Origin of the sequence: Niallia circulans NBRC 13626 (genome assembly GCF_001591585.1) — a bacterium.
GTDB lineage: Bacteria > Bacillota > Bacilli > Bacillales > Cytobacillaceae > Niallia > Niallia circulans.
Genome location: NZ_BCVE01000006.1, coordinates 1 through 25,905 on the forward strand (window position 1 = coordinate 1; position 25,905 = coordinate 25,905).

The window sequence follows — 25,905 nt, forward strand, 5'->3', positions numbered from 1 at the left end:
ATTCACTCCCCATCTATATAGCTCCTAATGATAAGTAATTTACTCAAGAATTTCTGCTTCTCTTTTTCCTTCCCTTCAGCTATTCATACTTAAACCAAAACGAATTTGCTACTTTATTAAAAGCAAGCATGTAACTAAATCTTTCAACATAAGATGTAAAGTAAATTAAAAAAAGGAGGGAAATCTATGTCTTCATTTTACAGAGAATATCAGCCTTATATCAGTCCATTTGATCCTTGCCCACCCATAAAAACAAAAGTTTTTTCCACACCGCCTAATTTATTTTTAGGTTTTCAGCCACCAAATCTGCCCCAATTTAGTCCAATGGAAGCATTAAAAGCAGGAACATTATGGAAAGCATTCTATGACCCATATTTCAGTCCATATGAAAAAACGAAAAGGGAGTGAAAAGACAATGAAGCAGTTGCCACCAGAATATTATCAATTATTAGAGCAGCTTCAAGCTGTAGACTTTGTATTAGTTGAACTTACTTTATATTTAGATACTCATCATTATGATCAAGATGCCATAAATCAATTTAACCATTATGTAAAAGAAAGAGAAAAATTCAAAAAAATATATGAAAATAATTTTGGGCCCTTATTACAATTTGGAAATAGCCCATCTGGTTCCCCATGGGATTGGGATGCTGCTCCTTGGCCTTGGCAAGTATAAGAAGATATGTTTCTAAATAATTTTGCGATAAAGGAGAATGAAAAGATATGTGGATATACGAGAAAAAATTACAGTATCCCGTTAAAGTAAGTACTTGTAATCCTATGCTTGCTAGATTTTTAATTGAGCAATATGGAGGAGCAGACGGAGAACTAGCAGCAGCATTAAGATACTTAAATCAGCGGTATTCCATACCTGATCGGGTTATTGGGTTATTAACAGATATAGGAACAGAAGAATTTGCTCATTTAGAAATGATCGCGACTATGATCTATAAACTGACAAAAGATGCCACTCCAGATCAGCTAAAAGCTGCTGGACTTGGTGACCATTATGTCAATCACGACCACGCCTTATTCTACCATGATGCTGCTGGAAATCCTTGGACGGCAACATACATACAAGCTAAAGGAGATCCAATCGCAGATCTGTATGAAGATATAGCAGCGGAAGAAAAGGCAAGAGCTACTTATCAATGGATTATTAATATGAGTGATGACCCAGATTTAAATGATAGCCTTCGTTTTCTAAGAGAAAGAGAAATCGTCCACTCGCAACGATTTAGAGAAGCAGTAGAAATTATCAAAGAAGATCGTGCCCAACGAAAGATATTTTAGTATTCGCTTTATATAAATACAGTGCAGAGTTCCAAGTTTTCCATCCAAAGAGAAATCGCAACCTTAATATAGAAATGCTAACCATATTACGTATGATTGTTTCAGCTTTTCCGATAATCACTCGCAGACTGAATACCCTTCTCTCTGCATGGGCTGAGAACCTATTCTCCTCATCTCTGCGTTTCTGCGGGTGACTTTCTTGCAAGCTCCCATACGAGTCTACGTGTATTTTAGTCTGCTTTGTTTTTACCCTAACTACTTATAGATATAAAGCAGATATTTAAATAAGTAACAGGATATGTAATCTTCCACCTAACTAATTGTCACTTTGCTTGATGGAATAAATTGATATCATATGAATCTTTGATTGTATTATATATTTCATGCCGAACGTTCCAAGTCTCACTATTTCCGAATAAATCTTTGCTTTTGTCAATAAATTCACAGCGTAAGTCATGGTATTCCTTTTCCGCTTTATCTCTTTTTTGTCTCAACACATTCATATACCCAAATGCACCAATCAATAGAAATAAGAGATATAAATTTTCACTCTCTTTTACATATACGGAAAACATGACTGCAAATGAATGTGAATATGGTATAGCTATGTGTTTATATAACCAAATAAAATAACAGAATGAGGCAAAGATAGTAAACCACATAATAAGCAAATGTCGATTTTTTAATTTATCATATTTTTTCTTTTTCTCAATGATTTTTATGAGAACCTTTTTCGTCGTACCATCCAAATCATACCTTTCAGGGAAGATTGATCGTTCCAAAGTCACTTCCTCCTTTATATAGCACATTAAGTCTGATTTACCAATAGCGTTGTAATGTATAAACAACAATTTCAACATCTTTACTTAACTATATGTGGAGGAAGGACAAGTTAGAATAAGTTATTATGGTTCAATGATAATTTTCAGCGTTTGCCCTAATTGCACCTGATCTGTGGTCATATTATTGGCTGCTTTAATTTTCCCCATACCATCTCCATTTGGATAATATTTTAAAGCTATTCGATATAAATTTTCACCCTTTGCTACTGTATGGTACACAATTTTTTCATTAGGATTTGTTTGACTAGAATTCTCTTCTTTTTCTTTTTGCTTCTGCTTCTGCTCCTTATCTATCTTTTTCTCTGAACGTTGCTTTTGTTCTTTTTGTTCTTTTTGTTCTTTTTGTTTCTCTGCTTCCTTTTCTTTTTCTTCAGCCTTTTCTTCAGCTTTTTCTTTCAAATTATCTTCAGGAATTTCTTCTTCTTTTTTCACTGTTGAATTACTTACAATTACGAGTTCATCTTGATTATTGTCACTATCGTCAGGTGTTGTTTTATTATTAGGTGAGTACCCTTTTTGAATATTTACATTTTCAAATACTCCTGAAGTATTCTCGGTTGATAAAAGATTGGAAATATCTTTCCCATTTAATACTAATAATACAGCTACTGGTAATAAAATAAATAAAAATGCTAACAAGCTAATAATTGGTATCTTTAATTTTTTCTTCTTATTCTTGTGAACAGTACTTCTTGATGGGAGGGAAGAGTCTTGTCTTTCCTCTGTTACTGGTACTTCTTCTTCACTTGTCACTTTCTTTAATCTTTGTTTTTGTAATTGTGCCTGAACTCTATATGGATCCTCTTTCTTCATAAACATCCCATCCTTACAATTCCCCAAAATCCCCTAACAAAGGAGCGGTTATTCCATGACATTCCCCTTGATGTACTCAACTCGTTTGAAATAACTTGAACCGAATAATACAACCGAGTAAGAAATCAATAAGAAAATGCATAATCACTGTCACCCAGAGATTTTCTGTTACTTCAAATAAGACACCGATAACGAAACTTACCAAAATGACATTCATAAATAAAAAAGGATTAAATAAATAGCGGTAATGCATCATAGCAAAAAGGAGACAGCTTAGCAGCAGCCCTAAATTCGTTTGGATTACTCCTCTAAATAGTATTTCTTCGCAAAATGCTACCATTAATGCGATGAATGCAATATGAAAAGGATTCCTATTTTCAAAGACTCGCTTATTCACACCACCATCATCGTGGTAATGTTTAGAAAATCGTATCATCAAGAAAATATCTATTCCTGTTATTGCTAATCCTGCTATCAAACCAATGATAAAATCTGTCTGTTCATACTTAAATACTGTTGTTAATGGAGGGTTCGATTGAAAAACAAAAATATACAGTATGAAAGTGATGATAAGGAGAAGAAACTGTGTTATATATACATTTTTTATTAAGTCTCGGTCTGACAATTGATTAATTATGGCCGTATATTTTGCTTTATTCATTTATATATCCTACTTTACTATATTTAAAATAAATGCCAGCTGATTCTTCCAATCCACTAGTACCTCGTCATCCTCCATGCTTTTTTTATGAAAGAAATTAGATAAATCTATTCCGCATCTATCACAGCAATTTTCATTTTCTTTGCTTTCGTACTTTTCTCCGAAATACTCTAATATATACCTTCTCCGGCAAGATATAGAATGTAGCCATTCCATTAGATCTTGCACTTTTCGTCTTTTTTCATTTACCCGATTTTCTCTAAAATTGTTATATAAATCTAGAGAATGCAATAGCTCGGAGACCGTTTTATTATTCGGTTCAATATAAGACTCCAACACGCGCCATTGGGTCTCGGTAAAGAGCATTTCTAATTGATAGCCTTCTTTTTTCTGCCATGCTTCAAATGAAGGGAAATTTTTTAAGCGTGCTTTCCATTTATTAATTTGTAATTCGTCCGCCAATTCCGATTCAATCAACTGATAAGCAATCCACTCATCTCCTGGAGTATACAAGATGATGGATACACTCGGTTTGCCATCTCTACCAGCTCTGCCTATTTCCTGAAGATAGGATTCTAATTGTGTGGGCAGGTGATAGTGAATAATAAAGCGAATATCCTCTTTATTTATTCCCATTCCAAAGGCACTTGTTGCACATATAACATCTAATTGTCCTGCTAGGAATTGCTGTTGAACAAGAATACGATCTTCTTGCGTCATGCCGCCATGGTATGCCATTATTCGTTTGGAAGATTTTTCTTTCAAAAACGCTACTGTTTGTTCAGCTAGCTTTTTGCTAGAGAAATACACAATGCCTTGTCCATCAAGCCTTTGAATATATTCTAAAAGCTTATCCATTTTTCCTTGAACGTGTGAGACTTCCTCTAGATTTATAGCAATATTTGCTCGATCGACAGAATAAATGATTTCTTCAACCATTTCTAAATGTAAAGACTTTATGATATCCTCACGAACCGCTTCTGTTGCGGTTGCTGTTAGAGCTAATGTTAAGGGATTATTTATTTTTTGTCGAATCTCCCCTAATTTTTGATAATCCGGTCGAAAATCGTATCCCCACTGGGAAATACAATGTGCTTCATCTATAACGAATAGACTAATTTTCATTTTTTGCAGCTGATCTATGATATGTGGCAATGAAATCATTTCTGGGGATATAAAGATATACTTATATTGCTGAATTTGCCGTAATACTTTATTCTTTTCTGCTGGGTTCAAAAAGGAATTTAAAGCAACGACTCTTTTTTCCCCTTTCATTTTCATTTGCTCCACTTGATCCTGCATTAGTGACAAGAGAGGAGAAATAATAATTACTGTTCCCTCCATAAGCCTGCCAGCTAATTGATAACATAGAGACTTTCCTGTCCCCGTTGGCAGCATCGCTAATGTGTGCCTCTTGTTAAGAATGGATTCTATCGTTTCTTTTTGCCCACCTCGAAAGGCACTTAACTGATAGTAGTTTTTTAAGATTGCTTCTAAATTCATGAAAAATCACCGTATCCTGCCATCACTGCACGTATCTCAAAGTAAGAAACATCTGCTAACTGCTGCTTTATCACCTTTAAAGATTTAGAAGGCGATTTTTCCATACATGCTTTGATTTTTGATATATTCTCGCTGCTCACTAAATTATCTATAGGAAAGTTAGGCACATTCAATAGTATTTCAATAATATGATCTTCAATTGTGCTTTGTTTTAAATTTCTCACACGAACAATTTGCTCGATACTTAACCCCTTTTGGATTAAATTAAATGTTTTAGCCGTTGACTCTGTCAGGGTAAATGGTTTCTTACTTTCTTTAATCATTTGACTTAACAGTGGAAACTCCCCCTTATTAGATAGAATTTTCTCTATCATGTAATGAAGAATAGCAAGGAAAGATAGCTGATAATAGTATGGATCTAGTTCCAATTCTATTGCTGCTTGCTCTGAAGTTAGACCTATTCTATCACTTCCGGTAAGTCGGATAATAAGAATGAGCGGATCTAATTCACTCTCTTCCAGACAGTCAACTATTTCCTGATAGAGATAGCGATTCATTTCACTTCTATCTATAGACGACATAGTATGTAAGGTATTCTTCAACCATAGTTGTGCTGCAGGGTTTCTTTGTATCGGCATATAATGATTACTTTTTTTCGATAAGTGAGAAGTAACTTGTACAAATAATGAAAGTCTTTGCCAATATGGCCCAGTTAATGAATGATATCTCCAGCCTTTTAAATCTTTTGGAAATGGATTATCCTTCAATAATACTTCTAATTCTAGCTTTCTATCGTTTTTAACTAAATAATGATTTTCTCCTGTTTTTTCTAGCCATTCTTCCTTATATAAGGTATAAATTATTTGATCCAGTTGCTCTCTTGTTAATAAAGGGAATGCCTGAAATAAAGAGGTCAGCTGAAAGATATGAATATCTTGGATGGTTTGTGATGACTTTTTTCCATTTAATATATGAAGAATAGAGTAGATAGTTCTTTCTCCATTCATTTTATATAGACAGTTTAAAATGATTATTTTAATAAAGGACATATTTTCCTCTTCCTTCAGTTTGACAAATTTTGTTGAAATTTGTTTGTAACATTTCTTATATTTTACCATGAATTTTATTTTTTAGTGTACTTTGATCACATATCCTTCACATATTTTTCAATAAAAAGGGCTTTAAATATAATGGAAAGCGTTTGAGTTTTTGACTATTTTAAGGAAGGTAGTCCTTACTTTCTACTTTTTATCTTTCTTTTATATTGAAAAGTTAAAGATTCAGTCTTACAATAAGATAATAGTAAGGAGTATGCTAGTCATGTATATACTCCGTATGAATAACACTGGAGGTTTTTTTACTCATGGCAAAATATACAATTGTTGATAAAGACACATGTATTGCATGTGGAGCTTGCGGAGCAGCGGCACCTGATATTTATGACTACGATGACGAAGGGATTGCTTTCGTTATGTTAGATGATAATCAAGGAACAGTGGAAGTACCTGAAGTATTATTAGATGATATGTTAGATGCTTTTGAAGGTTGTCCGACAGATTCGATTAAAGTGAGCGACGAATCCTTTGATGGAGATCCTCTTAAATTCGAATAGCGCTCTTTATCATACACAGAACAGAAAGGGATAATGATTCCTTTCTGTTCTTTTTATTTAAACTGTTTCAGACTGTAGACAAACTCCTTGAAATTTGAGGTTTTGCCTATGGTCTTTTTTGTGACCTTTTTTAATAAGGTGTTGATTTCCGCTACAGGGGTTCGCTTTCCATGGGGCGAGCGCCGAGCCGCTTCGTCGCATACGCTCCTGCAGGGTCTCGGACTTTCTCGCATCTTCCCTAGGAGTCTCCCCCCTTCCGCTCCAATCAACCTGGTTTCATCAAGTTAGTCTAGAATTTTAACTGCTCTGGTTTAAAATATAGATATTTTTTAGAGGTGAAATCATGCTTTCCAAAACATTCTTCTATTCAAAGAGGTCAAAGTAGAAATGATTGCTTTAGATCAACTTGTTCCACCAAATCACTTAGTTACCAAAAACTCATTCAAAGACATGCATGGGAAAAGTATGTGGAAGAAGCAGATCACCTTCGACATAAACAAGTTATCAAAAAAATTTATGCCAAGCGAAAAGAAACGATTGAACGTGTTTTCGCAGATGCAAAAGAAAATGGCCAACTGGACTTGGGTGAGCCCGGTAACAGCTTAAGAAGAGCATAAAGAATAGATCAAAATACAATAAAATAACAAAAAAAAGACCATAAATTACAAAAGGGGATCAGAATGAAAACATTCTGATCCCCTTTTGTCGACAAACTGAACAATTCAGATAGACACTGAACTGTTTTTTGATTAAACATTCCTAGAAGGGATTTGTTTATTAATCCATACACCCATTTTTGAGAATACTAATGCAAAAATGATAGAAATAATTACTCCTTTTAACAAATTGAATGGAATAATAGCTGAAAGAACCGTTTGTTTTAATAAAGTTGTATCAGTCGGTATTTTCATTAATGTATTATAGAATGGCAGCATAATAAAGTAATTAAACAAACTTAATAATCCCGTCATTATGATAATACTAAGGGCTAAGCCGATAGCCATTCCTTTTTTGGATTTAATCGCATTATACATAAAATAAGTCGGTAAGATGAAAGAAATTCCAGCGATAAAATTCGCGAAATGACCAACAGGAATTCCAGTATCACTTCCGGTTATTAAATAATCTAATATATTTTTAATCAACTCAACTAATATTCCAGCCCCTGGTCCTAAAATAAGTGCGGCAACTAATGCTGGAATATCGCTAAAATCAACTTTTAAATAACTTGGAAATGGTGGGATTGGAAATTTAAGCATCATTAGCACATAGGCTAAACTACTCATCATTCCAATTAAAACATACTTTCTTACATTCATTTTTTTCTTCATTTTTTTCTCTCCTTCTAATTAGGATCCATCTACCTAAGAAGAAAGATTCAGCAATTTTTTAGGAATGCGCCAAATAAAAACCCTCAAGCTCTAGAGACTTGAGGGAGTAATTAAAGGTACGCAAACTCAATAAACGTTCTTAACAGATAATTTGAACGATTGCAGAACCTCCATCTTCTCCCATCCAGACTTTACTGTCGGTTTTGGAATTTCACCAAATCAACCTACCGTAGTAGGGTCACGGACTTTGAGTACAAACTCATCACCGTCGGTCGGGAATTTCACCCTGCCCCGAAGATAGACCAATATTAATTTGTTTTATTACATAAGTTATTATACCCTAAGGAATAAATATTTGTGAAGAAGTTTGCTTATAATTTCAAATTTTGTTCATAAATTCACAAATATATGCCATTTAAACTCAAAAAGAGTTCACAAAATACTATTATATTTATTCCTTAAAAAAATAGTATCTTGTGAACTCTTTTCGCGGTTTTTCCTCCATAAAAGCGAAATTCTGTATCTTTCCATATATAGCTTCTATGTATAATCCTCGCTTGTTTCTCCTAAAAGATACTTACTACTTTTTAAATAAATACTTGCTTTTTTATAGGGTATTGTTGATAGTTCCGAGTTATCCTCTTCTATATTAATTTCCATTTCCTTAATACTTCTCCTTATGTATTCTTCTTCTAACTTCTTTTCTTCCTCGTGAACTAAGTTCGAATGTGGTGTGTGGGTAAGGTTTTCGAATGGCTCTGTTATGACAGCCTCACTCTCTTCCTCCACAGCTATTTTCACAGTCTGCCCTACCTCTACATCTCCTAAAACTAAAATTGGATTAATAGCATTTTCTTTTGCAACAGTCCACTCTTTATTATGTATTTCAAAATGTAAATGAACGCCAGAAGACTGTCCTGTATTGCCCATTTCACCAATTACTTCACCCTTTTTCACCAATTGCTTTTCCTTTACGAATCGTTTATTCAAATGAGCATAGACCGTTTCAAGATCATTTTTATGTTTAACAAAAACAACATTTCCATAAGATTGGGAATAATAAGATCTGGTTACAATTCCTTCATCAACTGCATAAACGTCCTCTCCCAAATCGCCTGCAATATCTATTCCTTTATGTGTACCATTTCTAGTATTAAAGGTATCCGTGATTATTCCTTCACTTGGCCATGTCCATGTTTTTGTTCGTTCCGCTAAGGAGAAAGACTGTGCTTGAGAATGCTTCCCTCCTAAAAACAATAAACTAATGAACAAAAGCATGATAGCAGCAATAAGTATTCTCCTAATATAGTCTCCCATTTGGTATCCTCCTATTCTGTCCGTGTTCAACAGCCTATTTATGACCGTTTTCAGTTGAATACTACCTATTCTCTTTTGGTTGTAAAGTATTGTATCAATGGTTTATAAAGAACTCTTCAAGAAGAGAAGGTTTCTTTAAAAAAGTACTTAACGCGCTATCCTATTCACTTATCTGCATTCTATGTAAGTTTTAACCGCCTGCAAAGATAGAAAAATTACTTGCAGGCAAGTTTCTATCTGTCCCTATCCAATCTTCTCTTTCAACTTATGAGTACATGTTAATGGTTAGAACTATAGAATGCATAGAGAAAAATGCATATCTATTTTTTATGTATGTGCCAATAGCTGATTTTAATTGGAAAAGAGACACGATATATTGTCTACATTCTTTCTGATTTTATTCTAAGGTAATAAAAAACTTCCATAAAAAAGGAATTTTACGATGAAGTCTAAGGAGGAGATTAACGTAAAAAAGAACAAAGCCATTAGCAGACCGCATATTGGATTTTCGATATTTTCTTTTTTATGTATAGATGACTATGGATATTCATACATAATTAATCAAAAAAAGATGCCTTCTTTCTGTAATTCTTATTGGAAACTAATTTGTAAATTTATGTTAAAACAAAATAGATGATAAGGAATTGTCCTTAACTATACTAACAAAAAGGAAAAAATTGTCTTTTAGGGAGTTAGGCATAAAAATAGTCAATTAATACTAGTAGTAACAAAGCTATTTAAAGGAGAGTTCTGTGTGAAAAAGAATATACAAAGGAGAAGTGGAAGCTTAACAGTTGTGAGTGTGACCGCTGGAGGAGTAGCGGGATGGGTAGTTAATACTAATTTAAGTATTATTAGCGATACTGACATGACTCATTTATATGGAATATCCATTTTTCAGGAGTTATTGTCGGTCTATTGTGGGATATAGCTGATAAGTTAAATAAAGATTATGCATCTCTATTTATATATCAGTTATCTTAAATTTCAATCATTTACTATTATAATTTTGTAGAGTGAAATGACAAAGCGGATCGGAGCTCGCCCAATGGAAAGCGAAGTATATTCAGTCTGCAGGTGATGAAAAAAAGCATTCTTTCTTAAATGAATAAAACCCAGAACAATTATACGAATTTTTTAGGATATACGTATAATTGTTCGGAGTTATATTTGTTGAAATACTTATGTCCCAACCCATCTTAATATGTTTTTTCTCTATATAAAGTGCTAAAGCACGTAAAATGAACTATTGTAATATTATCTCTAATATAACTTCACTAATACAAAAAAATTCTCTTTTATTATTGCTCAATATCAACTTTATTGGCGGCAACCGGAACATCTAATTCTTTCGTTAGCTCAAATCCACCTACTTCTTTAACATTGGTATTCTCAAACTTTACTGTAGAATATTTAAAATCTTTTGCTGTTAATAAAATGGACTCAATTGCATGTAATGTTTTTTGATCTTCTTCCATTTTACTTTCATTAGATAAATGAACAACTAATTCTCCCTTGCTCTCGTCTTTTGAAACCTTATCAATATCAATAGTATCAGGGATGGAAGCTGACAAACCATGTGTGTCTATATTATTTTCCATGGCATCAAAAGCATTTTCAATCGTATCATATGGCTTTTCCCAAGGCACATATAATGGTTGATCATCTTGTTCATCATTCTCTAAAAGAAAATATGCTCTATTCTCTAACGGTTTATACTCAATACTTGTTTCTTCGCGATTTCCTAGTACTGCTCCTAGTTTACCGTCTGTATAAAACTCCATTTTCTTGGCGCCAATGGTTTGTAGTTGCTGCTGAACCATTGTATTAAAAAAGTCTTCGGAATGAGAACCAAAATTTGAAATTCCCTGTTTCACATTTACTTCGATGTAATCATCTTTTAAATCATATGCAAACATCTCTGGACTAATTGGGAAATAGCTGCTTAACTGTTTGTTGACGCCGATTACTTTCTTCACGTTTTCCACATACAAATCAAATCTAGACAGCTTATTTGGATTTTCCACTAAAATGCTGACAGGAACAATGACTTGGACATTTTTATCTGGTATTGGGTACGTTAATAATTCTTGCTTTCCTACCTCATTCTCGTAAATAGCCGATGGGATGAGTGAAGTAGTGAGCCTTTCTCCTTGTTCATCTGTCATGTCATAATTTTCACTTTCAGCGGTTTCAGCTATATCATAGCTTTTATTTTTCATTTCAGCAGAATTATCAGCCATCTTGCTTTCACGCTTAAAAGAGTCCTCTCTATTACTATCAAAGAAGCTTTGACTAATAATGAACAGGAGCATAAGCGTACATACGGTCGCCAGTACGGGCATTATTCTTCGCGATTTCCGTTCGCTCTTCTTTTTCATTTGGATTGTACGATAGATAAATTCTGGACTTCTCTCATCTTTTATATATGGCATCTGTTTAAGCACCAGTTTTATTTTGTCATCATTCCACTTTTGTTTCGGCATAAGAATCCTCCTTTCCATCATACTCTTCTAAAAAGTTGCGCAGTGCTTTTAAGGCACGGTGCTGGGTTGTTTTCACCTTGCTTTCTGTCCATCCTAGTGCTTTGGCTGTTTCCGCAATAGATAATTCTTGAATATACCGAAACACAATAACCATTCGTTGGTCTACTGTACAATATTGTAAGGCATGATAAACACCTTTTACTTCTTCTGCTTGCAAGGTGATTTCTTCTGGCAGAAATCCTTCTGCTTTTACTTGCTGTTTCGACCAGTCGAATTTATCCATAATACGGTCTTTCCAATTTTTTTGTTTGCGAAAGTGGTCAATTGCGACATTTCTTGCAATACTAAATAACCAGGTTTTCTCAGAGCTTTTCCCCTCAAAGCGATGATAAGATTTAAGTACACGAATATAGACCTCTTGCATTAAATCTTCGGCCGTTTCTTTATGGTTTACCATATAAAATAAAAATTGAAAAACGTCATGATGATACTTATTATAGATTTCATCAAAAACGGAGTTCATCTCATTCCCTCCCCCGTTCACTATATTAGTCGTAAGTTTAACTTATTTAGTTTCACTACTTATATGTAATTATTCTAATTTCCTTTATCCCATTAGTACGTAAACACAAGAAAAGATGCCCTGAAAAGTTTGACCTCACAAGTTATATCTGTATGTAATAATTTCATACATACAAAATGGAAAAATAGCTTGCAGGGTCAAATACTTTTTTAGACACCCCATACGTTCTATTATGTTAAATTGTTTCTTGTGAATCAAGAAGAATCGCCACATTCTCTAATTTTCTTCTTTATTTCGAGGTAAAAAGATAAAAAATGTCGTTCCTCGACCATATTTACTATAAACAGATATATCTCCCCCATGGGAATCAATAATATTTTTGACAATAGCTAATCCCAAGCCTGTCCCAGCATTACCTCTTGTTCTAGCTTTATCTGCTTTATAAAAGCGCTCGAAGACATATGGTAAATCTTCCTCTGGAATTCCAGAACCGGTATCCTCTACTTCTAGATACACTCCATAATCATCCGATCTGCCTCTTAAAAAAACTGTTCCACCACTTGGTGTATGGCGTATACTATTATCCATTATATTGGTTAGAACTTGTTCGATACGATCTGGATCAAGTTCGTACTCCCCAATATCCTCCGATATAGAGACAGTAAAGGTGATTTCTTTTTCTTTAGCGATGGCATTAAACTTTCTCGCTACCCGATTAATATATGGGTATAGATCAATTGTTTCCTTCCTTAATTCAAGATAACCTGTTTCCATTCTGGCTAAATCTAAAAATTCATTGACTAAACGACCCATACGTAATGATTCATCATAAATAATTCGAGCCATCTCTCTCTTTTCTTCCTCTGACTCAGCAATATTATCGACAATCGCTTCACTGTATCCTTGTAACATACTTATAGGTGTTCTTAATTCGTGAGAAATATTGGCTATAAAATCGATCCGTAGCTTGTCTAATTTACGTTCCTCTGTCATGTCGCGAATGACGACAATCGCTCCTCTAATATCCTTCTTATCATATAAAGGGCTGACAATCATTACCCAGTTTCTTCCCTGTAAAGTGATTTCATCTATTTGTTCATTACCAGTATGAACAGCAAGCTGGAACAATTTACGTAATTCTTCTGGGATTTGTGCTTGCATATCACTTAATTCGCCTTTTTCATAATACCAATGCTGCAAAAATTTCTCAGCAGGAGGATTCGTAAGCAATAAACTACCATTTCGATTAAGGGTTAGCACTCCGTCTGCCATTCCACTTAGTATATTATCTAACTGCTCCTTTTCTTGACTTAAGGCGTTCATATTAAAATTTAACCTTTTCGCCATTTCATTAAATGCGATGGAAAGTTCGCCAATTTCATCCTGTGCCATAATGGGAACCTTAGCTGCAAAATTACCTTGGGCAACTTCAAATGCAGCTTCTCTCATCTTCCTTAACGGAGCAGTAATCCTTGTTAGTAGGAAAAAAGCAAAAATCGTTGTTAGAATAATCGCAATAACAGCTGCTAACACAATAAATTTGGCGGTAGATTGTTTAGATTCATTCATCGATTGTAAGGACTGATAAATAAAAACAGCTCCATCCTCTCCATTCACATGGAGAGGGGATCCGACAATCGCTACTTGTTCAGGTGTATTGTCTTTATTGTTTAATTCTGTCCTTACAACTGCTGTCTTATTGCTTGTCATCACCTTGTTTAAGTCTTCATTGCCCTGTATGAAAGAATAAGAAAGTTCTTGCAAGCCACTCTCTGGATAATAATACACTTGATCTGGAGAGGAAACGATGACAGCTCCTGTTGAATGATCAAGTAGTTCTCCTACAATTTCCAAACCTATTTGATTATTATGCTCTTTCATTATTTCCGATATTTTTGTGGCGGTATTTGTTAATTCTGTTTCCGTCTGCTCGGTATAATACTGCTCAAAATACTCAAGAAGCATAATTGTTAGAATCGTTAATACAACGGAGACCAACAATAAAAAAGTAATCCAAAGCTTAAATACTACACTCCGCCAAAACTTCATCCATTGTTAACCTCAAACTTATATCCTACTCCCCAAACTGTTACAATCATGCTTGCTGCTTCTTCTGATACACGGTTTAACTTTTCTCTTAATCGTTTAACATGTGTATCAACCGTTCTTAAATCACCGAAAAATTCATAATGCCATACTTCTTTTAAGAGTAATTCTCTATCGAATACTTTATCTGGTGACTTAGCTAAGAAATATAGCAGTTCATATTCTTTTGGAGTTAAACTTACCTCTTTCCCACTAGCCAATACGCGGTGTGCATCATGATCAATAGTCAATGCTGGAAAGATGATGACATCTTTTGAAGAACTATCGCTTTGCTCAAAAGTCGTTTTGGTAGAGCGGCGTAATAAAGCTTTTACTCGCAGAACAACCTCTCTTGGACTAAATGGCTTTACGATATAGTCGTCTGTCCCGACTTCAAATCCTTGAACTCTATTTACTTCTTCTCCCTTGGCTGTAAGCATAATTACTGGAGTAGTCTTCTTTTCTCTTAGCTCCTTGCATACCTCCATACCATCTTTACCAGGCATCATTAGATCGAGTAAGATAACATCATAATCTGTGTTTAATGCCTTAGAAAGAGCGCTCATTCCGTCTTCCGCTTCTTCCACAATAAACTCTTCTCTTTCTAAGTACATCTTTAGAAGACGTCTAATTCTTTCTTCGTCATCTACCACTAGGATTTTTATTTCTTTCTCCATCGTTCATACCCTCCTAACAAAAATACACGAAACGATTATCTTTTTTATTGTTTCGTTAGCTGCATGTATAAATAAATGCCATGTCTATTTGTAATAGCTATTTATCTTATCGTTTATTATTTATACTGCATTTCTCCAATAACATTGTAATTTATATAAATGATTTATCTAATCTTCCACAATTATTATAGCATTATTATCATGTAGATATTGTTATCATCCATTGCAATATGTGAAACTTTTATGAACATTTTTGTGTAATTTCTGTCGTATTAAGTAGGTAAACATTGTTATGCAATACAAGGATATAGACGCTGGAGAATACGAAAATATATACAGTTTATCCTTTTTTCTTTTGCGCTTCTGCTCTTAGTAATTTCACTTCATGTGCAGTTAATTCACGAGCATCTCCAGGCTGCAAGCCATTTAAATTTAGGAATGAATATCTTTCCCTTTTTAATTTCATTACAGGTGTTCCAATCGCTTCAAACATTCTTCTGACTTGGCGGTTTCTTCCTTCGTGAATCTTCAGTTCGACAATACTTGTTCCTTTTTTCTTATCAACAGAGAGAATTTTCGCCTTGGCAGGGGCTGTTTTTCCATCCTCTAGCATAATCCCTCTTTCGAGTTGCTTTACTTTCTCACGAGCAGGGATGCCTTTGACTTTTGCAACATATACCTTCTCAATTTCTCCTTTTGGATGCATCATAAGGTTTGCAAATTCCCCGTCATTTGTTAAAAGAATGATACCTGAAGTATCATAGTCTAATCGTCCTATAGGATAAATTCTTGCTTCAATCTCAGAAAAATAATCCGTTACAACTTTTCTTCCTTTATCATCATTGACACTAGAAATTACCCCTCTTGGTTTATAAAGGATAAAATAAACTGGTTCTTCCCTCTCAACAGGAATTCCACTTACCTCAATTTTATCATTAGAACCTACTTTCACACCTAGTTCTTTCACTGTTTTCCCATTAACTTTTACTTTTCCGTCAAGAATTAATTCCTCTGCTTTTCTTCTTGATGCAATTCCAGCGTGTGCAATTACTTTTTGTAGTCTTTCCATCTAAATCACCTCATCCAATTTCTCAACAGTAAAAAATGATTGATCATATTACAAAATATTTTATAAGCGTTTATTTTTTATCCTATTATGAAAATAGACTAATTTCAAAACCTTGATCGTTCTTTTTTTGCCATTCCTATGAATTATGACATAAATGGACGAAATTTCAAAGAAATCTTTAAAATTAGGGATCTACTCATTAAATAAGAATTTTTATATAGTTGGTTGTTATTTTTTCTCATTAACCTTAACAATCTTTTAGAACTCTCATAGAAAGAGAAAGAATCTGCCAAACAACAAAAAAATGCCTTAGGAAAAGTTCCAATACCCCAAACTTTCCCTAAGACATTTTATGATTATTTACCAAACATTAAAGTTACAACTAAAATAGCAGCAATAAATCCAATAAGATCCGCTAGTAATCCAACTTTCAAGGCATCCCCCATTTTCTTTATCCCTACTGCCCCAAAATAAACGGTCAATACATAAAGAGTGGTATCGGTGCTTCCTTGTATGACAGATGCAAGCCTGCCGATAAAGGAATCTGGACCATATGTTGCGATTAAATCACTTGTCATTCCCAATGCTGCATTTCCTGATATTGGTCTTATAATTGCTAATGGTGCTACTTCGGAGGGAACGCCGATAAAGTCTAATACAGGCTTAAGAAAACTCATAAAAAATTCTAATGCCCCAGATGCGCGAAAAATGGAGATAGAAACAAGCATTCCAACTAAATAGGGAATGATGGAGAACGCAATTTGTATTCCTTCTTTTCCACCTTCAACAAAGCTTTCATATGTTGGAACCTTTTTAAATGTTCCATACAGTAAAATAAACCCGATGAGGGAAGGAATCATCCACAATGAAATTAAAGATACTATCTCCATCACTCATCACCCTTTTCTCATTCTCTTATGGTAAAAATAGCGATCAATTAAAATCCCGCCTATACAGGAGAAAATGGTTGCAATAATAGTTGGGCCTACTATATCTGTCGGAGAAGCAGAATGGTAATTCATTCTGATAGCAATAACCGTTGTCGGAATTAAAGTAATACATGACGTATTTAAGGCAAGAAAAGTAATCATACTGTTACTTGCTGAATTCTTGCCCCCATTCAATCTTTTCAATTCTTCCATTGCTTTAATCCCTAGAGGTGTTGCAGCATTACCTAACCCAAATATATTAGCAATCATATTCGATAATATATACCCCATTGCTGGGTGGTTTTTTGGAACCTCGGGAAAAAGCTTTGCTACTATTGGTCTAAATAGATTTGTAAGCTTTTGAAGTAACCCAGCCTGTTCTGCTATTTTCATCATCCCCAGCCAAAAAACCAAAACACTTATAAGCCCAATACATATTGTTACCGCTTCTTTTGCTCCAGAAAAAATCGCTTTATTTACTTCATCCATCGTTCCATTAACTGCTGCAAAAACAATTCCTATAATAGCTAGCGCTGCCCAAATATAATTAACCATGCTTGCCAACCCCAGTCATTGCTGTAAACATATTCTTAAAATAATCTAGAAAGCTTTTTGATTCTTTTGCCTTAGTGTTTTTAAAATGAATAGGAACACTATCTACAAGTTTACTATCTATATATATTTTTGCTTCTCCTACTATTTCAGGTACTTCCTCCTGATTTTTTTCCCATTCTTTCTTCACCTTTGTCAAACTATACTCAACCTTAAATAAATCTTCTTCTTTCTCTGTCACTGGGTATTCTAAATCAGACTTTATATATACTTTATTTTTATAAAATTTATTTTTAACTGTTTTTATTTTCCCTTCCTCAAGTACCTGCACTTTTTTATATGTTTTAAACGCGGTTTCAAACATATTAATATGATCATCCCAGTCATCCGGATCATTTAACGTTACTGCTATATATTCTACTCCATCCTTTTCCGCTGTACTGACCAATGTTCTTTTTGCTCTCTTTGTATACCCTGTTTTTCCTCCTGTTGAATGTTCATATAGACTTGTTAAAAGTTTGTTTTTGTTCCTCCAGACCCGATCCCACTCATTGTTTGTACTTTCCGAACGATAGCTTTTTGTCCCAGCAATTTTTTTATATGTATCATTATTCATTGCGTAACGGGTAAGCAGTGCCATATCGTAAGCTGTAGAATAATGGTCTTCATGATCATCAAGTCCATGGGGATTAGCAAAATGAGTGTTTTTCATGCCGATTTCTTCTGCTTTTTGATTCATTAAATAGACGAAGCCATCTAGACTTCCACCAACAGTTTCAGCAATAGCAACTGCGGCATCATTTCCTGAGCGAAGCATCAATCCATATACAAGATCTTCAAGCTTAATTTTTTCCCCTTCTTGTAAGTAGATAGATGATCCTTCCGTTCTAATTGCATTACTACTAACAGTCACTGTATCCTCTAATTTTCCAGACTCCACCGCAAGGAGCGCGGTCATTATTTTTGTTATACTAGCAATCCTTCTTTTTGTATGTGCGTCCTTTTCAAAAATAACTCGTCCAGAATCTTGTTCCATTAATATCGCACTTTGTGCACTTACATACATTTGTGCACTGCTTTTTTGGGGAATAGCGAGAAACAGAATGGAGGTAATGATTGTAAGAATAATAAGTTTACGTAATTTCATTTAACACAACCTCGTCTCCTTTAATGGTTTGTACAAGTTTATGAAAAAAAAGACAAGCATATGACTAATAAATAGAGCTTCCTAGCAAATAAAATATGCAGTCCTAAAAGGGACTGCATATTTTATAGCATATATCTCTGTTATTTTTAAATTATAGTTATGACTTCCCTTTAATAGGGGCGCCATTTCAATTCACTTGCTTTTAAAAATCGATTTTCAACATCTTTCCAATTAACAATGTTCCACCAATTATCTACATAATCGCCTCTATTGTTTTTGTATTGCAAATAGTATGCATGTTCCCAAACATCAAGTACTAATAATGGAATGGTGTCCCACTGGGTTAACAGCATATGTCGTTCGGATTGAAGAACTTCTAGGCGCCTTGCTCTTGGAGACCATACTAAAAGCGCCCAACCAACACCTTCCACCGCTTTTGCTGCTTCTGAAAAGTGATTTTTAAAAGCATTAAAACTACCAAAATAGCTCCTTATTTCCTCCATTAATGCACCTTTGGGCTTGCCTCCACCATTAGGGCTCATATTATTCCAAAAAATTGTATGGAGATAATGTCCTGAACCATGAAATGCCAGCTCTCTAGACCAATGTTTCACAAGGGCAAAATCATTATTTTTTCTTGCCTCTTTTAGTTTCTCTTCTGCCTTATTCAGTCCTGTCACATAGGATTGATGATGCTTTTGATGATGGAGCTCCATAATCTCCTTTGAAATATAAGGTTCTAGGGCATCATAAGCATATGCTAACTGCGGCAATTGATGCTCTCCGGCTGCAATTGTCGGCTCCTTTATAAATATTGTTCCAAGCTGTTGTCTTTGGGCAAAATAGCTTTCCATTTGTTCATGAAGCTCTTCTGCTTCATGCTGAATTCTAATTAATTCCTCTGTTTCAATTGGTTTTCTTTGAACACCTTCCATTAACTGCGAAAATTTATCAAGCCTTTTCCAAATACTCTCTTCCTTTTGAACTTCTTCCGATTCTAATAACTGCTTTAATTCCTGGTTCCAAATTAACACATTTCTAACATATTCATTATAACTACTCATCTATGTGCCAACTCCATTTCCTCCATTATCGTTCTTATAAAAGGTATGATAAAAGGATGAGCATCATGTCTTTAAATTACCTCTTTACTGATCTTGTTGGATGTACTCTATGTAGTTTTTCTTAAATGCGTGGAATTTGGACACAATTATTCGAGCAAAAGATAAACCTTCTTTTTTAAAATAATAAAAAAGTATCTAAGCCACTGCCTAGATACTCCTTTTTTATTCTTCTATTTGCTGAAACGATTCAAAAAACAAATCAGCCTCTTCTTGATTAAACTCTTCTTCCTTTTCTGTCAATGGAGGTAATTCCCCAATATTCTTTAATCCGAAGTGATCCAAGAATTCTTTGGTTGTTCCATATAGAATGGCTCTTCCCGCTCCCTCTGCTCTACCCACTTCTTTAATGAGCGCTTTTGCTGAAAGCGTATGAAGAGGTCTTTCCGTTTTCACCCCTCTAATTTCCTCAATTTCTGCACGTGTAATCGGCTGCTTATATGCAATGATTGCCAATGTTTCAAGAGCTGCCTGTGATAAGGTAGATGCATGTGGGGATTCCACTAACTTTTTTAGATACTCCGAATGCTCTTTCTTTGTGGCAAATTGATACGTACCAGCGATTTCAATAATAGAAATTCCTCTTGTTTTATCCTTACGATAATTTTTTATTAGCTCATCTATTAATTGTTCTACTTCTAATTGCTCCATATCTAAAACATGCATTAATTGCTTGATCGTTAATCCTTCATCTCCCGCGGCAAAGAGAAGACTTTCAACGATTGCTTTCCAATCATTCACTTTCAATCTGTTATTCAACTTCCTTTCCCATTACAAAAATATCTGCAAAGTTTCCTTCTTGTTCTACAAATATTTGTCGACGCTTTAAAAGTTCTAAAATTGCCAAAAAAGTCACGACAATATGTGATTTTGTGGCGACTGGAAAAAGGTCTTCAAAAGATGTTCTCTCTCTTCTAGTTCTTAAAAACCCGACAATTTCTTCCATTCGACTTTCTATTGGAATTTCTTGCCGCGTGATTTTTGTTGCTAACGGTGACTGTAACTTTTTACGTTTTAGCAATTTTTGAAAGGCAGCAAGCATATCATATAAAGAAACATCTAACTCTTGTTTGATGCTTTCTTCATTACTTACGTTAAAATCTGATAAATCACTTGGAGGTCTCGTAAATATAAGCCCTCTTTCCAATTCCATCTCTTTTAGATCATCTGCAGCCTCTTTAAATTTACGATATTCTACTAACCTCTCAATTAGCTCTTCTCGTGAATCTTCTTCCGGCTCATACATTAAATCGTCATCTAATAACTCTTCTTCATGCTTTGGTAAAAGCATTTTACTCTTAATCGCTAAAAGAGTTGCTGCCATCACCAAAAATTCACTCGCTACGTCTAATTGTAACACTTGCATGGCATGAACATAATCTAAATATTGTTCGGTAATTTCTGCGACGTTAATATCATAAATATCAATTTCCAATTTATTGATTAAATGAAGAAGTAAATCTAATGGTCCTTCAAAACTATCAATTTTCACATTATATTGCATTATTCTCACCAAAATCCTAATAGAATCCCTTTAACTTAATAATGATAGTATTAATATAAACGAAACACAATAGTTATCCAACAGAAAAATCACCATTTCCCTAATTTTAAGTCTTATCGTTACATTTTTTATCATTTATCGATATAATAACAGACATGTAATGGATCCTTTAACCCCATTTTAATTTCAGTAAAGAATAAGGAGATAATAATGTATCCAAATGAATATATAGAGTTTCTTGTACATTTTCATTGCGATCAAGATTATTTTGAGTGTCATGAAATTTTAGAGGAATATTGGAAAAAAGTCGATAGTGGCAATAAAGATTCTATTTGGGTAGGATTTATTCTCTTAGCAGTATCTGCCTATCATCATCGCCGAAAAAATTTTAAAGGAGCAGAAAAAACGCTTATAAAAAGCATGCAGTTATTAGAAAAGAAGCAGGAAATAATTAAGAAATTAGGTCTCGATGCTTCAAAATTACTTCTTTTATTAAAGCTACAAGAAAAGCATATTAAACAGCAACATGCCTTCTGTACCTATCATTTACCATTTACAGACCCTAACTTAGAAATGAACTGTATCGAATCAGCACATATAAAGGGACTGAAATGGAAAAATAGTGAGCCGGTTCCTTTTGAAATCATTCATCGTCATATAAGCCGAGATAGAAGTATGGTTATAAAGGAACGAGAAAACGCACTGCTTCAAAGAAAACAAAAGGATAAGCACCTTTAATAGTGCCGTCCTTATCACAAAAGAGGTGTTTTCTTAAAGAACCAATTCAATGGATTCTTCCTAGAAAACACCTCTTTTTTATTTATCTACTTGAACACCATCGTTACACTTAGATAAAAAATTGACAATTAATTCATTTGATTTTAATGTACGGTTCGGATAAAGACCTTTAACAGCTTGAACCATAGCTTTTCCAACACCTTGATGGCGATGAGATGGATTAACAGTTATATGCTGGATGGTAATGGAAGATTCATCTTCAAAGATAACGCCTATTAAGCCAATAATATCTTCCTCTTCCTTCCATAAAAATAATTGCCAATTTTCTTCCGACTCATATTGTTTAATTGTTTGTTGTAATACTTTTAAATCTTTTTCTGCAGGCATAAAAGAAAGCAATCCCATTGCAATCTTTTCAAATGCCTTTTTATATCGAATAATCATTAATATCCCTCATTATTTTTAAAACATATTCACTAACAGTTTTCCCATCAAAAATAAGATTCAATCAATCTCCTGATGTTAAATTAAAAATTTTTCATCTGTACGAAACTGAAACGAATTTTTACCATCCTCTTCCTTTTTGTAAGAATCATTTAGGACCGCCCCAAAAATATGATAAATGTTATTGGTTCTATCATACATAAATTAGCGGTATTCTTCAATGAAAATCTTTTAAGCATAAGGATTCATTCTATCCATGCCAAATTACCCTTATAGAGATAATACTATTTATCCAAGTCTTTCTTCCGTATACATCTTTGAAGAGAATTTTTTGAGGACTTCTAAAATTCTGCTTGTCCCTCCTCGTCTTCATTTCTAAATAGCTAGCCACTAAATATTTTAAACATTTATTACTATTACCGTTCCCTTTACTAGCTTTACTTCTTAATATTCCTGCCCGTTGATTGCTTTCTTGTTAGCCCGAACAAAGCAACTCTGAATTCTATACATAAAGATATTGAGAAAATAACTATCTAGCTTCTAAAAGGAAAAAACCTTTACTTTCCAATCTAAATCAAATTATTTACCACTTTAAATTTATTTAATACTATATAAAATATGCATATATATGTTAAAAAGCTACACAAAAACTTCATTTTTTCAGGAGTTACGGTGAATAATAAAGGGAAAGAAGACAATAAAACTAAAATAAGAAACTTATTGTAGTTGAATTACGTCTATTAGATGTAGTTATTTTAGATCACGGAAATTTATGCTATTTTATCAAATATGGATAGCGCTACTTTTCACCTAGTTCTGCAGAAGGAAAACAGGAGGTAAACGAATGAAAAAAAATAAATGGATATGGATGGTTCTAGCTTTCTTACTATTAATACCGATTCCAGCTTATGCTGATGTAGCAGTTGGGGACATGATTGTTACACTTGGTGAAAACTTAACAGCCGAACAAAAACAGCTTTTATTAACTGAAATGAAAGCACCTGAAGATGCAGAAATTATTACTGTTTCTAATAAAGAAGAGCATCAATATTTAGGAAAGTACATTTCAAAATCGTTAATTGGTACTAGAGCAATCTCTTCTTCGGCCATTACAATCGGGGACAAAGGTACTGGAATTCAAGTTACTACCAAAAATATTAATTGGGTTACGGACGAAATGTATATTAATGCCTTGATTACTGCCGGGGTAAAGGATGCAAAAATTTATATTACTGCGCCTATTGAAGTTTCTGGTACAGCTGCATTAACAGGAATTATTAAAGCATACGAAGTCTCTACAGATACTGTTATCCCAGAAGACGTAAAGCAAGCTGCCAATGAAGAGATGGTGGAGACAGCTAATTTAGGGGAAGATATTGGCCAAGAGGAAGCCACTGCTTTAATGGCTAAAGTGAAGGAGCAAATAGCAGAGCAAAAACCAAAAACAGTTGAAGAAATACAAACAATTATTCAAGATTCTGCTAAAGAATTAAATATCAGTTTAACGGATGAACAGCTTCAAAGTCTTATTTCCTTCTTTAATAAATTAAAAGAACTTAATATTGACTGGAATCAAGTTGGAAATCAGCTGAGTGAAGCAAAGGATAAATTAACGGGCTATTTAGAAAGCGAAGAAGGAAAAGGATTTTTAGCAAAGATTAAAGAAGTCTTTACAAGTATTGTTGAAGCAATCAAATCTTTCTTCTCTTAACTATTATTTACTCAAGTAAAAAAGGGAGTCTTAGCGACTCCCTTTTTTAGCTTTATTTTTTTAATGAAGCTGTTTCTTTTAATGGCAAGTCTAAGCGTAATAAATCTTCAAATGATTCTCTCTTCACTACCAATCTTGCTTCTCCATTTTCCACGAACACAACAGGTGGTCTTGGGATTCGATTATAATTGTTTGCCATCGAATATCCGTAAGCTCCTGTACAGAATACAGCAAGTACATCATGATCGCCTGCTTTAGGTAAAGGAAGGTCCCAAATAAGCATATCTCCTGATTCACAGCATTTTCCTGCAATGGAAACTGTTTCATCTGGGGCTTGCAGCGGTTTATTTGCCAGCACTGCTTCATATTTGGCCTGATATAAAGCAGGACGAATATTATCGCTCATTCCTCCATCAATTGCTAAATATTTTCTAACATTCGGTACTTCCTTTCGTGAACCGATTTTATATAAAGTAGTTCCTGCATCCCCTACAAGAGATCTGCCTGGCTCAATCCAAATTTCCGGCATTTGCATTTCTAAGTTGTTTACTTGTTCTTTTACTTCCTTGATAATTACTTCTACATACTCAGCTGGCTGAATAGGCTGGTCTTCCTCGGTATAACGAATACCAAATCCACCACCTAAATTTAATACTTTTGATTCAAAATGATGATTGGCTTTCCATTCTGATAAATGTGCCATTATTTTTTGGGCAGCGAGAACAAAACCTGTTGTATCAAAAATCTGAGACCCAATATGACAATGAAGGCCTAGTACCTCTATGAACGGCGATTTAATCGCTTCTAACAACGCTTTTTCTGCTTGTCCATTTTGTAAATCAAACCCAAATTTAGAATCTTCTTGACCAGTTAAAATATAATCATGAGTATGTGCCTCAATTCCAGGCGTCACTCTTAGTAAGATCGACATTTTCCTATTTTTTTCTTCACATAGTTGAGTAAGCATTTCAAGCTCATAAAAATTATCGACAACAATGCAGCCAATCTGTTCGTCAATTGCCATCAATAGTTCTTCTTTACTTTTATTATTCCCATGAAAATGGATTCTTTCTACAGGGAAATCTGCAGCAATTGCAGTATATAACTCACCACCGGAAACTACATCTAATGATAAGCCTTCTTCGTTTGCTAGTTGAACCATTGCTATAGTAGAAAAAGCTTTGCTTGCATAAGCCACTTGCGCTTTTACTCCAAGCTGATCAAAAGTCTCCTTAAAACCTTTCGCCCTTTCTCTAATTAATTCAACATCATATACATAAACAGGTGTTCCAAATTTTTCGACTAATTCCAGTGTATCGACTCCACCTATTTCAAGATGACCTGCATCGTTCACTTTTGAAGTTCCGTAATAGTGCATGGATTCCCCTCTATTCTTCTATAAAATTATATCTCCTATTAAAAACAGACAGTCTACTTAACGAAGAACTTGTCTGTGTGTGAAACATATAAATATCATCATAATTAACATTAGTCTCACTGTGATAAACTTGTGAAAGGAGCGCTAATGAAAGTTTCACTTTATTAAT

The 25,905-nt window shown here is 34.2% G+C and carries 27 protein-coding genes, 1 pseudogene and 1 riboswitch; of the genes and pseudogenes, 8 read left to right on the forward strand and 20 right to left on the reverse strand.

The window, feature by feature from the left end; all coding sequences use genetic code 11:
• Positions 1 to 186 precede the first annotated feature (186 nt).
• From BCI01S_RS09095 to BCI01S_RS09105, 3 genes are read left to right on the forward strand one after another with little or no spacing between them, the layout of a single operon-like run.
• Positions 187 to 408 (forward strand): spore coat associated protein CotJA, encoded by a 222-nt coding sequence (locus tag BCI01S_RS09095; RefSeq protein WP_047940344.1) that lies wholly within the window; start codon positions 187 to 189, stop codon positions 406 to 408.
• A 7-nt stretch (positions 409 to 415) separates the two neighbouring features.
• Positions 416 to 676 carry a spore coat protein CotJB gene (locus tag BCI01S_RS09100; protein ID WP_047940343.1) on the forward strand — a complete coding sequence of 87 codons (261 nt, stop codon included), beginning with the start codon at positions 416 to 418 and terminating at the stop codon, positions 674 to 676.
• A 47-nt stretch (positions 677 to 723) separates the two neighbouring features.
• Positions 724 to 1,293: a manganese catalase family protein gene (locus BCI01S_RS09105; protein ID WP_047940342.1), complete on the forward strand. Its 570-nt coding sequence runs from the start codon at positions 724 to 726 to the stop codon at positions 1,291 to 1,293.
• 323 nt (positions 1,294 to 1,616) lie between these two features.
• Here the strand turns inward: BCI01S_RS09105 and BCI01S_RS09110 are convergent, their stop codons facing one another.
• The 5 genes from BCI01S_RS09110 to BCI01S_RS09130 all read right to left on the reverse strand — a co-directional run bounded on the left by BCI01S_RS09110 (position 1,617) and on the right by BCI01S_RS09130 (position 6,161).
• On the reverse strand, positions 1,617 to 2,075 hold the full coding sequence (locus BCI01S_RS09110) for a DUF2663 family protein (RefSeq protein ID WP_047940341.1): 459 nt from the start codon (positions 2,073 to 2,075) through the stop codon (positions 1,617 to 1,619).
• Between the two features lie 123 nt (positions 2,076 to 2,198).
• Positions 2,199 to 2,948: a LysM peptidoglycan-binding domain-containing protein gene (locus BCI01S_RS09115; protein ID WP_061798289.1), complete on the reverse strand. Its 750-nt coding sequence runs from the start codon at positions 2,946 to 2,948 to the stop codon at positions 2,199 to 2,201.
• Positions 2,949 to 3,024: 76 nt separating this feature from the next.
• Positions 3,025 to 3,609 carry a CPBP family intramembrane glutamic endopeptidase gene (locus BCI01S_RS09120; RefSeq protein WP_047940340.1) on the reverse strand — a complete coding sequence of 195 codons (585 nt, stop codon included), beginning with the start codon at positions 3,607 to 3,609 and terminating at the stop codon, positions 3,025 to 3,027.
• A gap of 9 nt (positions 3,610 to 3,618) precedes the next feature.
• On the reverse strand, positions 3,619 to 5,112 hold the full coding sequence (locus tag BCI01S_RS09125) for a RecQ family ATP-dependent DNA helicase (RefSeq protein ID WP_047940339.1): 1,494 nt from the start codon (positions 5,110 to 5,112) through the stop codon (positions 3,619 to 3,621).
• Entirely contained in the window at positions 5,109 to 6,161 is a 1,053-nt protein-coding gene (locus tag BCI01S_RS09130; protein WP_061798295.1) for a YpbB family protein, read from the reverse strand. Before BCI01S_RS09130 ends, BCI01S_RS09125 begins: the two co-directional genes overlap by 4 nt.
• Positions 6,162 to 6,475: 314 nt before the next feature.
• Here BCI01S_RS09130 and BCI01S_RS09135 point away from each other — a divergent pair, with 314 nt between their 5' ends.
• Both BCI01S_RS09135 and BCI01S_RS09140 read left to right on the forward strand, forming a co-directional pair.
• On the forward strand, positions 6,476 to 6,724 hold the full coding sequence (locus BCI01S_RS09135; protein ID WP_047940337.1) for a ferredoxin: 249 nt from the start codon (positions 6,476 to 6,478) through the stop codon (positions 6,722 to 6,724).
• A gap of 395 nt (positions 6,725 to 7,119) precedes the next feature.
• Positions 7,120 to 7,290 (forward strand): annotated as a pseudogene (locus BCI01S_RS09140) (transposase); the annotation flags it as partial.
• A 183-nt stretch (positions 7,291 to 7,473) separates the two neighbouring features.
• Here BCI01S_RS09140 and BCI01S_RS09145 read toward each other — a convergent pair.
• Both BCI01S_RS09145 and BCI01S_RS09150 read right to left on the reverse strand, forming a co-directional pair.
• Positions 7,474 to 8,055 carry an ECF transporter S component gene (locus tag BCI01S_RS09145; RefSeq protein WP_047940335.1) on the reverse strand — a complete coding sequence of 194 codons (582 nt, stop codon included), beginning with the start codon at positions 8,053 to 8,055 and terminating at the stop codon, positions 7,474 to 7,476.
• A 168-nt stretch (positions 8,056 to 8,223) separates the two neighbouring features.
• Positions 8,224 to 8,358: riboswitch (FMN riboswitch) on the reverse strand.
• Between the two features lie 237 nt (positions 8,359 to 8,595).
• Positions 8,596 to 9,372 (reverse strand): M23 family metallopeptidase, encoded by a 777-nt coding sequence (locus BCI01S_RS09150; RefSeq protein ID WP_082810034.1) that lies wholly within the window; start codon positions 9,370 to 9,372, stop codon positions 8,596 to 8,598.
• 754 nt (positions 9,373 to 10,126) lie between these two features.
• Between BCI01S_RS09150 and BCI01S_RS09155 the strand changes: the two genes are divergently transcribed.
• On the forward strand, positions 10,127 to 10,303 hold the full coding sequence (locus BCI01S_RS09155) for a hypothetical protein (protein ID WP_235844472.1): 177 nt from the start codon (positions 10,127 to 10,129) through the stop codon (positions 10,301 to 10,303).
• 370 nt (positions 10,304 to 10,673) lie between these two features.
• Here BCI01S_RS09155 and BCI01S_RS09160 read toward each other — a convergent pair whose 3' ends face one another.
• The 11 genes from BCI01S_RS09160 to BCI01S_RS09210 form a co-directional block, all read right to left on the reverse strand.
• On the reverse strand, positions 10,674 to 11,858 hold the full coding sequence (locus tag BCI01S_RS09160) for an RsiX family anti-sigma factor (RefSeq protein WP_061798300.1): 1,185 nt from the start codon (positions 11,856 to 11,858) through the stop codon (positions 10,674 to 10,676).
• Complete coding sequence (sigX, locus tag BCI01S_RS09165) at positions 11,836 to 12,381, reverse strand: RNA polymerase sigma factor SigX (protein ID WP_047940333.1); 546 nt, start codon at positions 12,379 to 12,381, stop codon at positions 11,836 to 11,838. Before sigX ends, BCI01S_RS09160 begins: the two co-directional genes overlap by 23 nt.
• A 276-nt stretch (positions 12,382 to 12,657) precedes the next feature.
• Positions 12,658 to 14,430: an ATP-binding protein gene (locus BCI01S_RS09170; RefSeq protein WP_047940332.1), complete on the reverse strand. Its 1,773-nt coding sequence runs from the start codon at positions 14,428 to 14,430 to the stop codon at positions 12,658 to 12,660.
• Positions 14,427 to 15,143, reverse strand: coding sequence for a response regulator transcription factor (locus BCI01S_RS09175; protein WP_047940331.1), 717 nt, complete (start codon positions 15,141 to 15,143; stop codon positions 14,427 to 14,429). The genes BCI01S_RS09170 and BCI01S_RS09175 overlap by 4 nt, the downstream gene beginning before the upstream one ends.
• A gap of 340 nt (positions 15,144 to 15,483) precedes the next feature.
• A complete protein-coding gene (gene rluB, locus BCI01S_RS09180) occupies positions 15,484 to 16,212 on the reverse strand; it encodes a 23S rRNA pseudouridine(2605) synthase RluB (RefSeq protein WP_047940330.1) in 729 nt (242 codons plus the stop codon).
• Between the two features lie 356 nt (positions 16,213 to 16,568).
• Positions 16,569 to 17,102, reverse strand: a complete 534-nt coding sequence (locus tag BCI01S_RS09185; protein WP_047940329.1) for a spore maturation protein — start codon at positions 17,100 to 17,102, stop codon at positions 16,569 to 16,571.
• Between the two features lie 6 nt (positions 17,103 to 17,108).
• Complete coding sequence (locus BCI01S_RS09190) at positions 17,109 to 17,696, reverse strand: nucleoside recognition domain-containing protein (RefSeq protein WP_047940328.1); 588 nt, start codon at positions 17,694 to 17,696, stop codon at positions 17,109 to 17,111.
• The gene (locus BCI01S_RS09195) at positions 17,689 to 18,840 is read right to left on the reverse strand and encodes a D-alanyl-D-alanine carboxypeptidase family protein (protein WP_047940327.1); all 1,152 of its coding nucleotides are present in this window, start codon (positions 18,838 to 18,840) and stop codon (positions 17,689 to 17,691) included. Before BCI01S_RS09195 ends, BCI01S_RS09190 begins: the two co-directional genes overlap by 8 nt.
• Before the next feature lie 170 nt (positions 18,841 to 19,010).
• Positions 19,011 to 19,904, reverse strand: coding sequence for a superoxide dismutase (locus BCI01S_RS09200; protein ID WP_047940326.1), 894 nt, complete (start codon positions 19,902 to 19,904; stop codon positions 19,011 to 19,013).
• A 222-nt stretch (positions 19,905 to 20,126) separates the two neighbouring features.
• Positions 20,127 to 20,708, reverse strand: coding sequence for an SMC-Scp complex subunit ScpB (scpB, locus tag BCI01S_RS09205; RefSeq protein ID WP_061798302.1), 582 nt, complete (start codon positions 20,706 to 20,708; stop codon positions 20,127 to 20,129).
• A 4-nt stretch (positions 20,709 to 20,712) separates the two neighbouring features.
• Positions 20,713 to 21,465 carry a segregation/condensation protein A gene (locus BCI01S_RS09210; protein WP_082138214.1) on the reverse strand — a complete coding sequence of 251 codons (753 nt, stop codon included), beginning with the start codon at positions 21,463 to 21,465 and terminating at the stop codon, positions 20,713 to 20,715.
• A gap of 210 nt (positions 21,466 to 21,675) precedes the next feature.
• On the opposite strand from BCI01S_RS09210, the gene BCI01S_RS09215 reads away from it, so the two are divergent.
• Positions 21,676 to 22,203, forward strand: coding sequence for a DUF309 domain-containing protein (locus tag BCI01S_RS09215; RefSeq protein ID WP_061798304.1), 528 nt, complete (start codon positions 21,676 to 21,678; stop codon positions 22,201 to 22,203).
• A 78-nt stretch (positions 22,204 to 22,281) separates the two neighbouring features.
• Here BCI01S_RS09215 and BCI01S_RS09220 read toward each other — a convergent pair whose 3' ends face one another.
• Positions 22,282 to 22,647, reverse strand: coding sequence for a GNAT family N-acetyltransferase (locus tag BCI01S_RS09220; protein WP_047940323.1), 366 nt, complete (start codon positions 22,645 to 22,647; stop codon positions 22,282 to 22,284).
• Between the two features lie 844 nt (positions 22,648 to 23,491).
• Here BCI01S_RS09220 and BCI01S_RS09225 point away from each other — a divergent pair.
• The gene (locus BCI01S_RS09225) at positions 23,492 to 24,358 is read left to right on the forward strand and encodes a DUF1002 domain-containing protein (protein WP_047940322.1); all 867 of its coding nucleotides are present in this window, start codon (positions 23,492 to 23,494) and stop codon (positions 24,356 to 24,358) included.
• A 52-nt stretch (positions 24,359 to 24,410) separates the two neighbouring features.
• On the opposite strand, the gene lysA is transcribed toward BCI01S_RS09225, so the two are convergent.
• Complete coding sequence (gene lysA, locus BCI01S_RS09230) at positions 24,411 to 25,736, reverse strand: diaminopimelate decarboxylase (RefSeq protein WP_061798308.1); 1,326 nt, start codon at positions 25,734 to 25,736, stop codon at positions 24,411 to 24,413.
• Positions 25,737 to 25,905 lie beyond the last annotated feature (169 nt).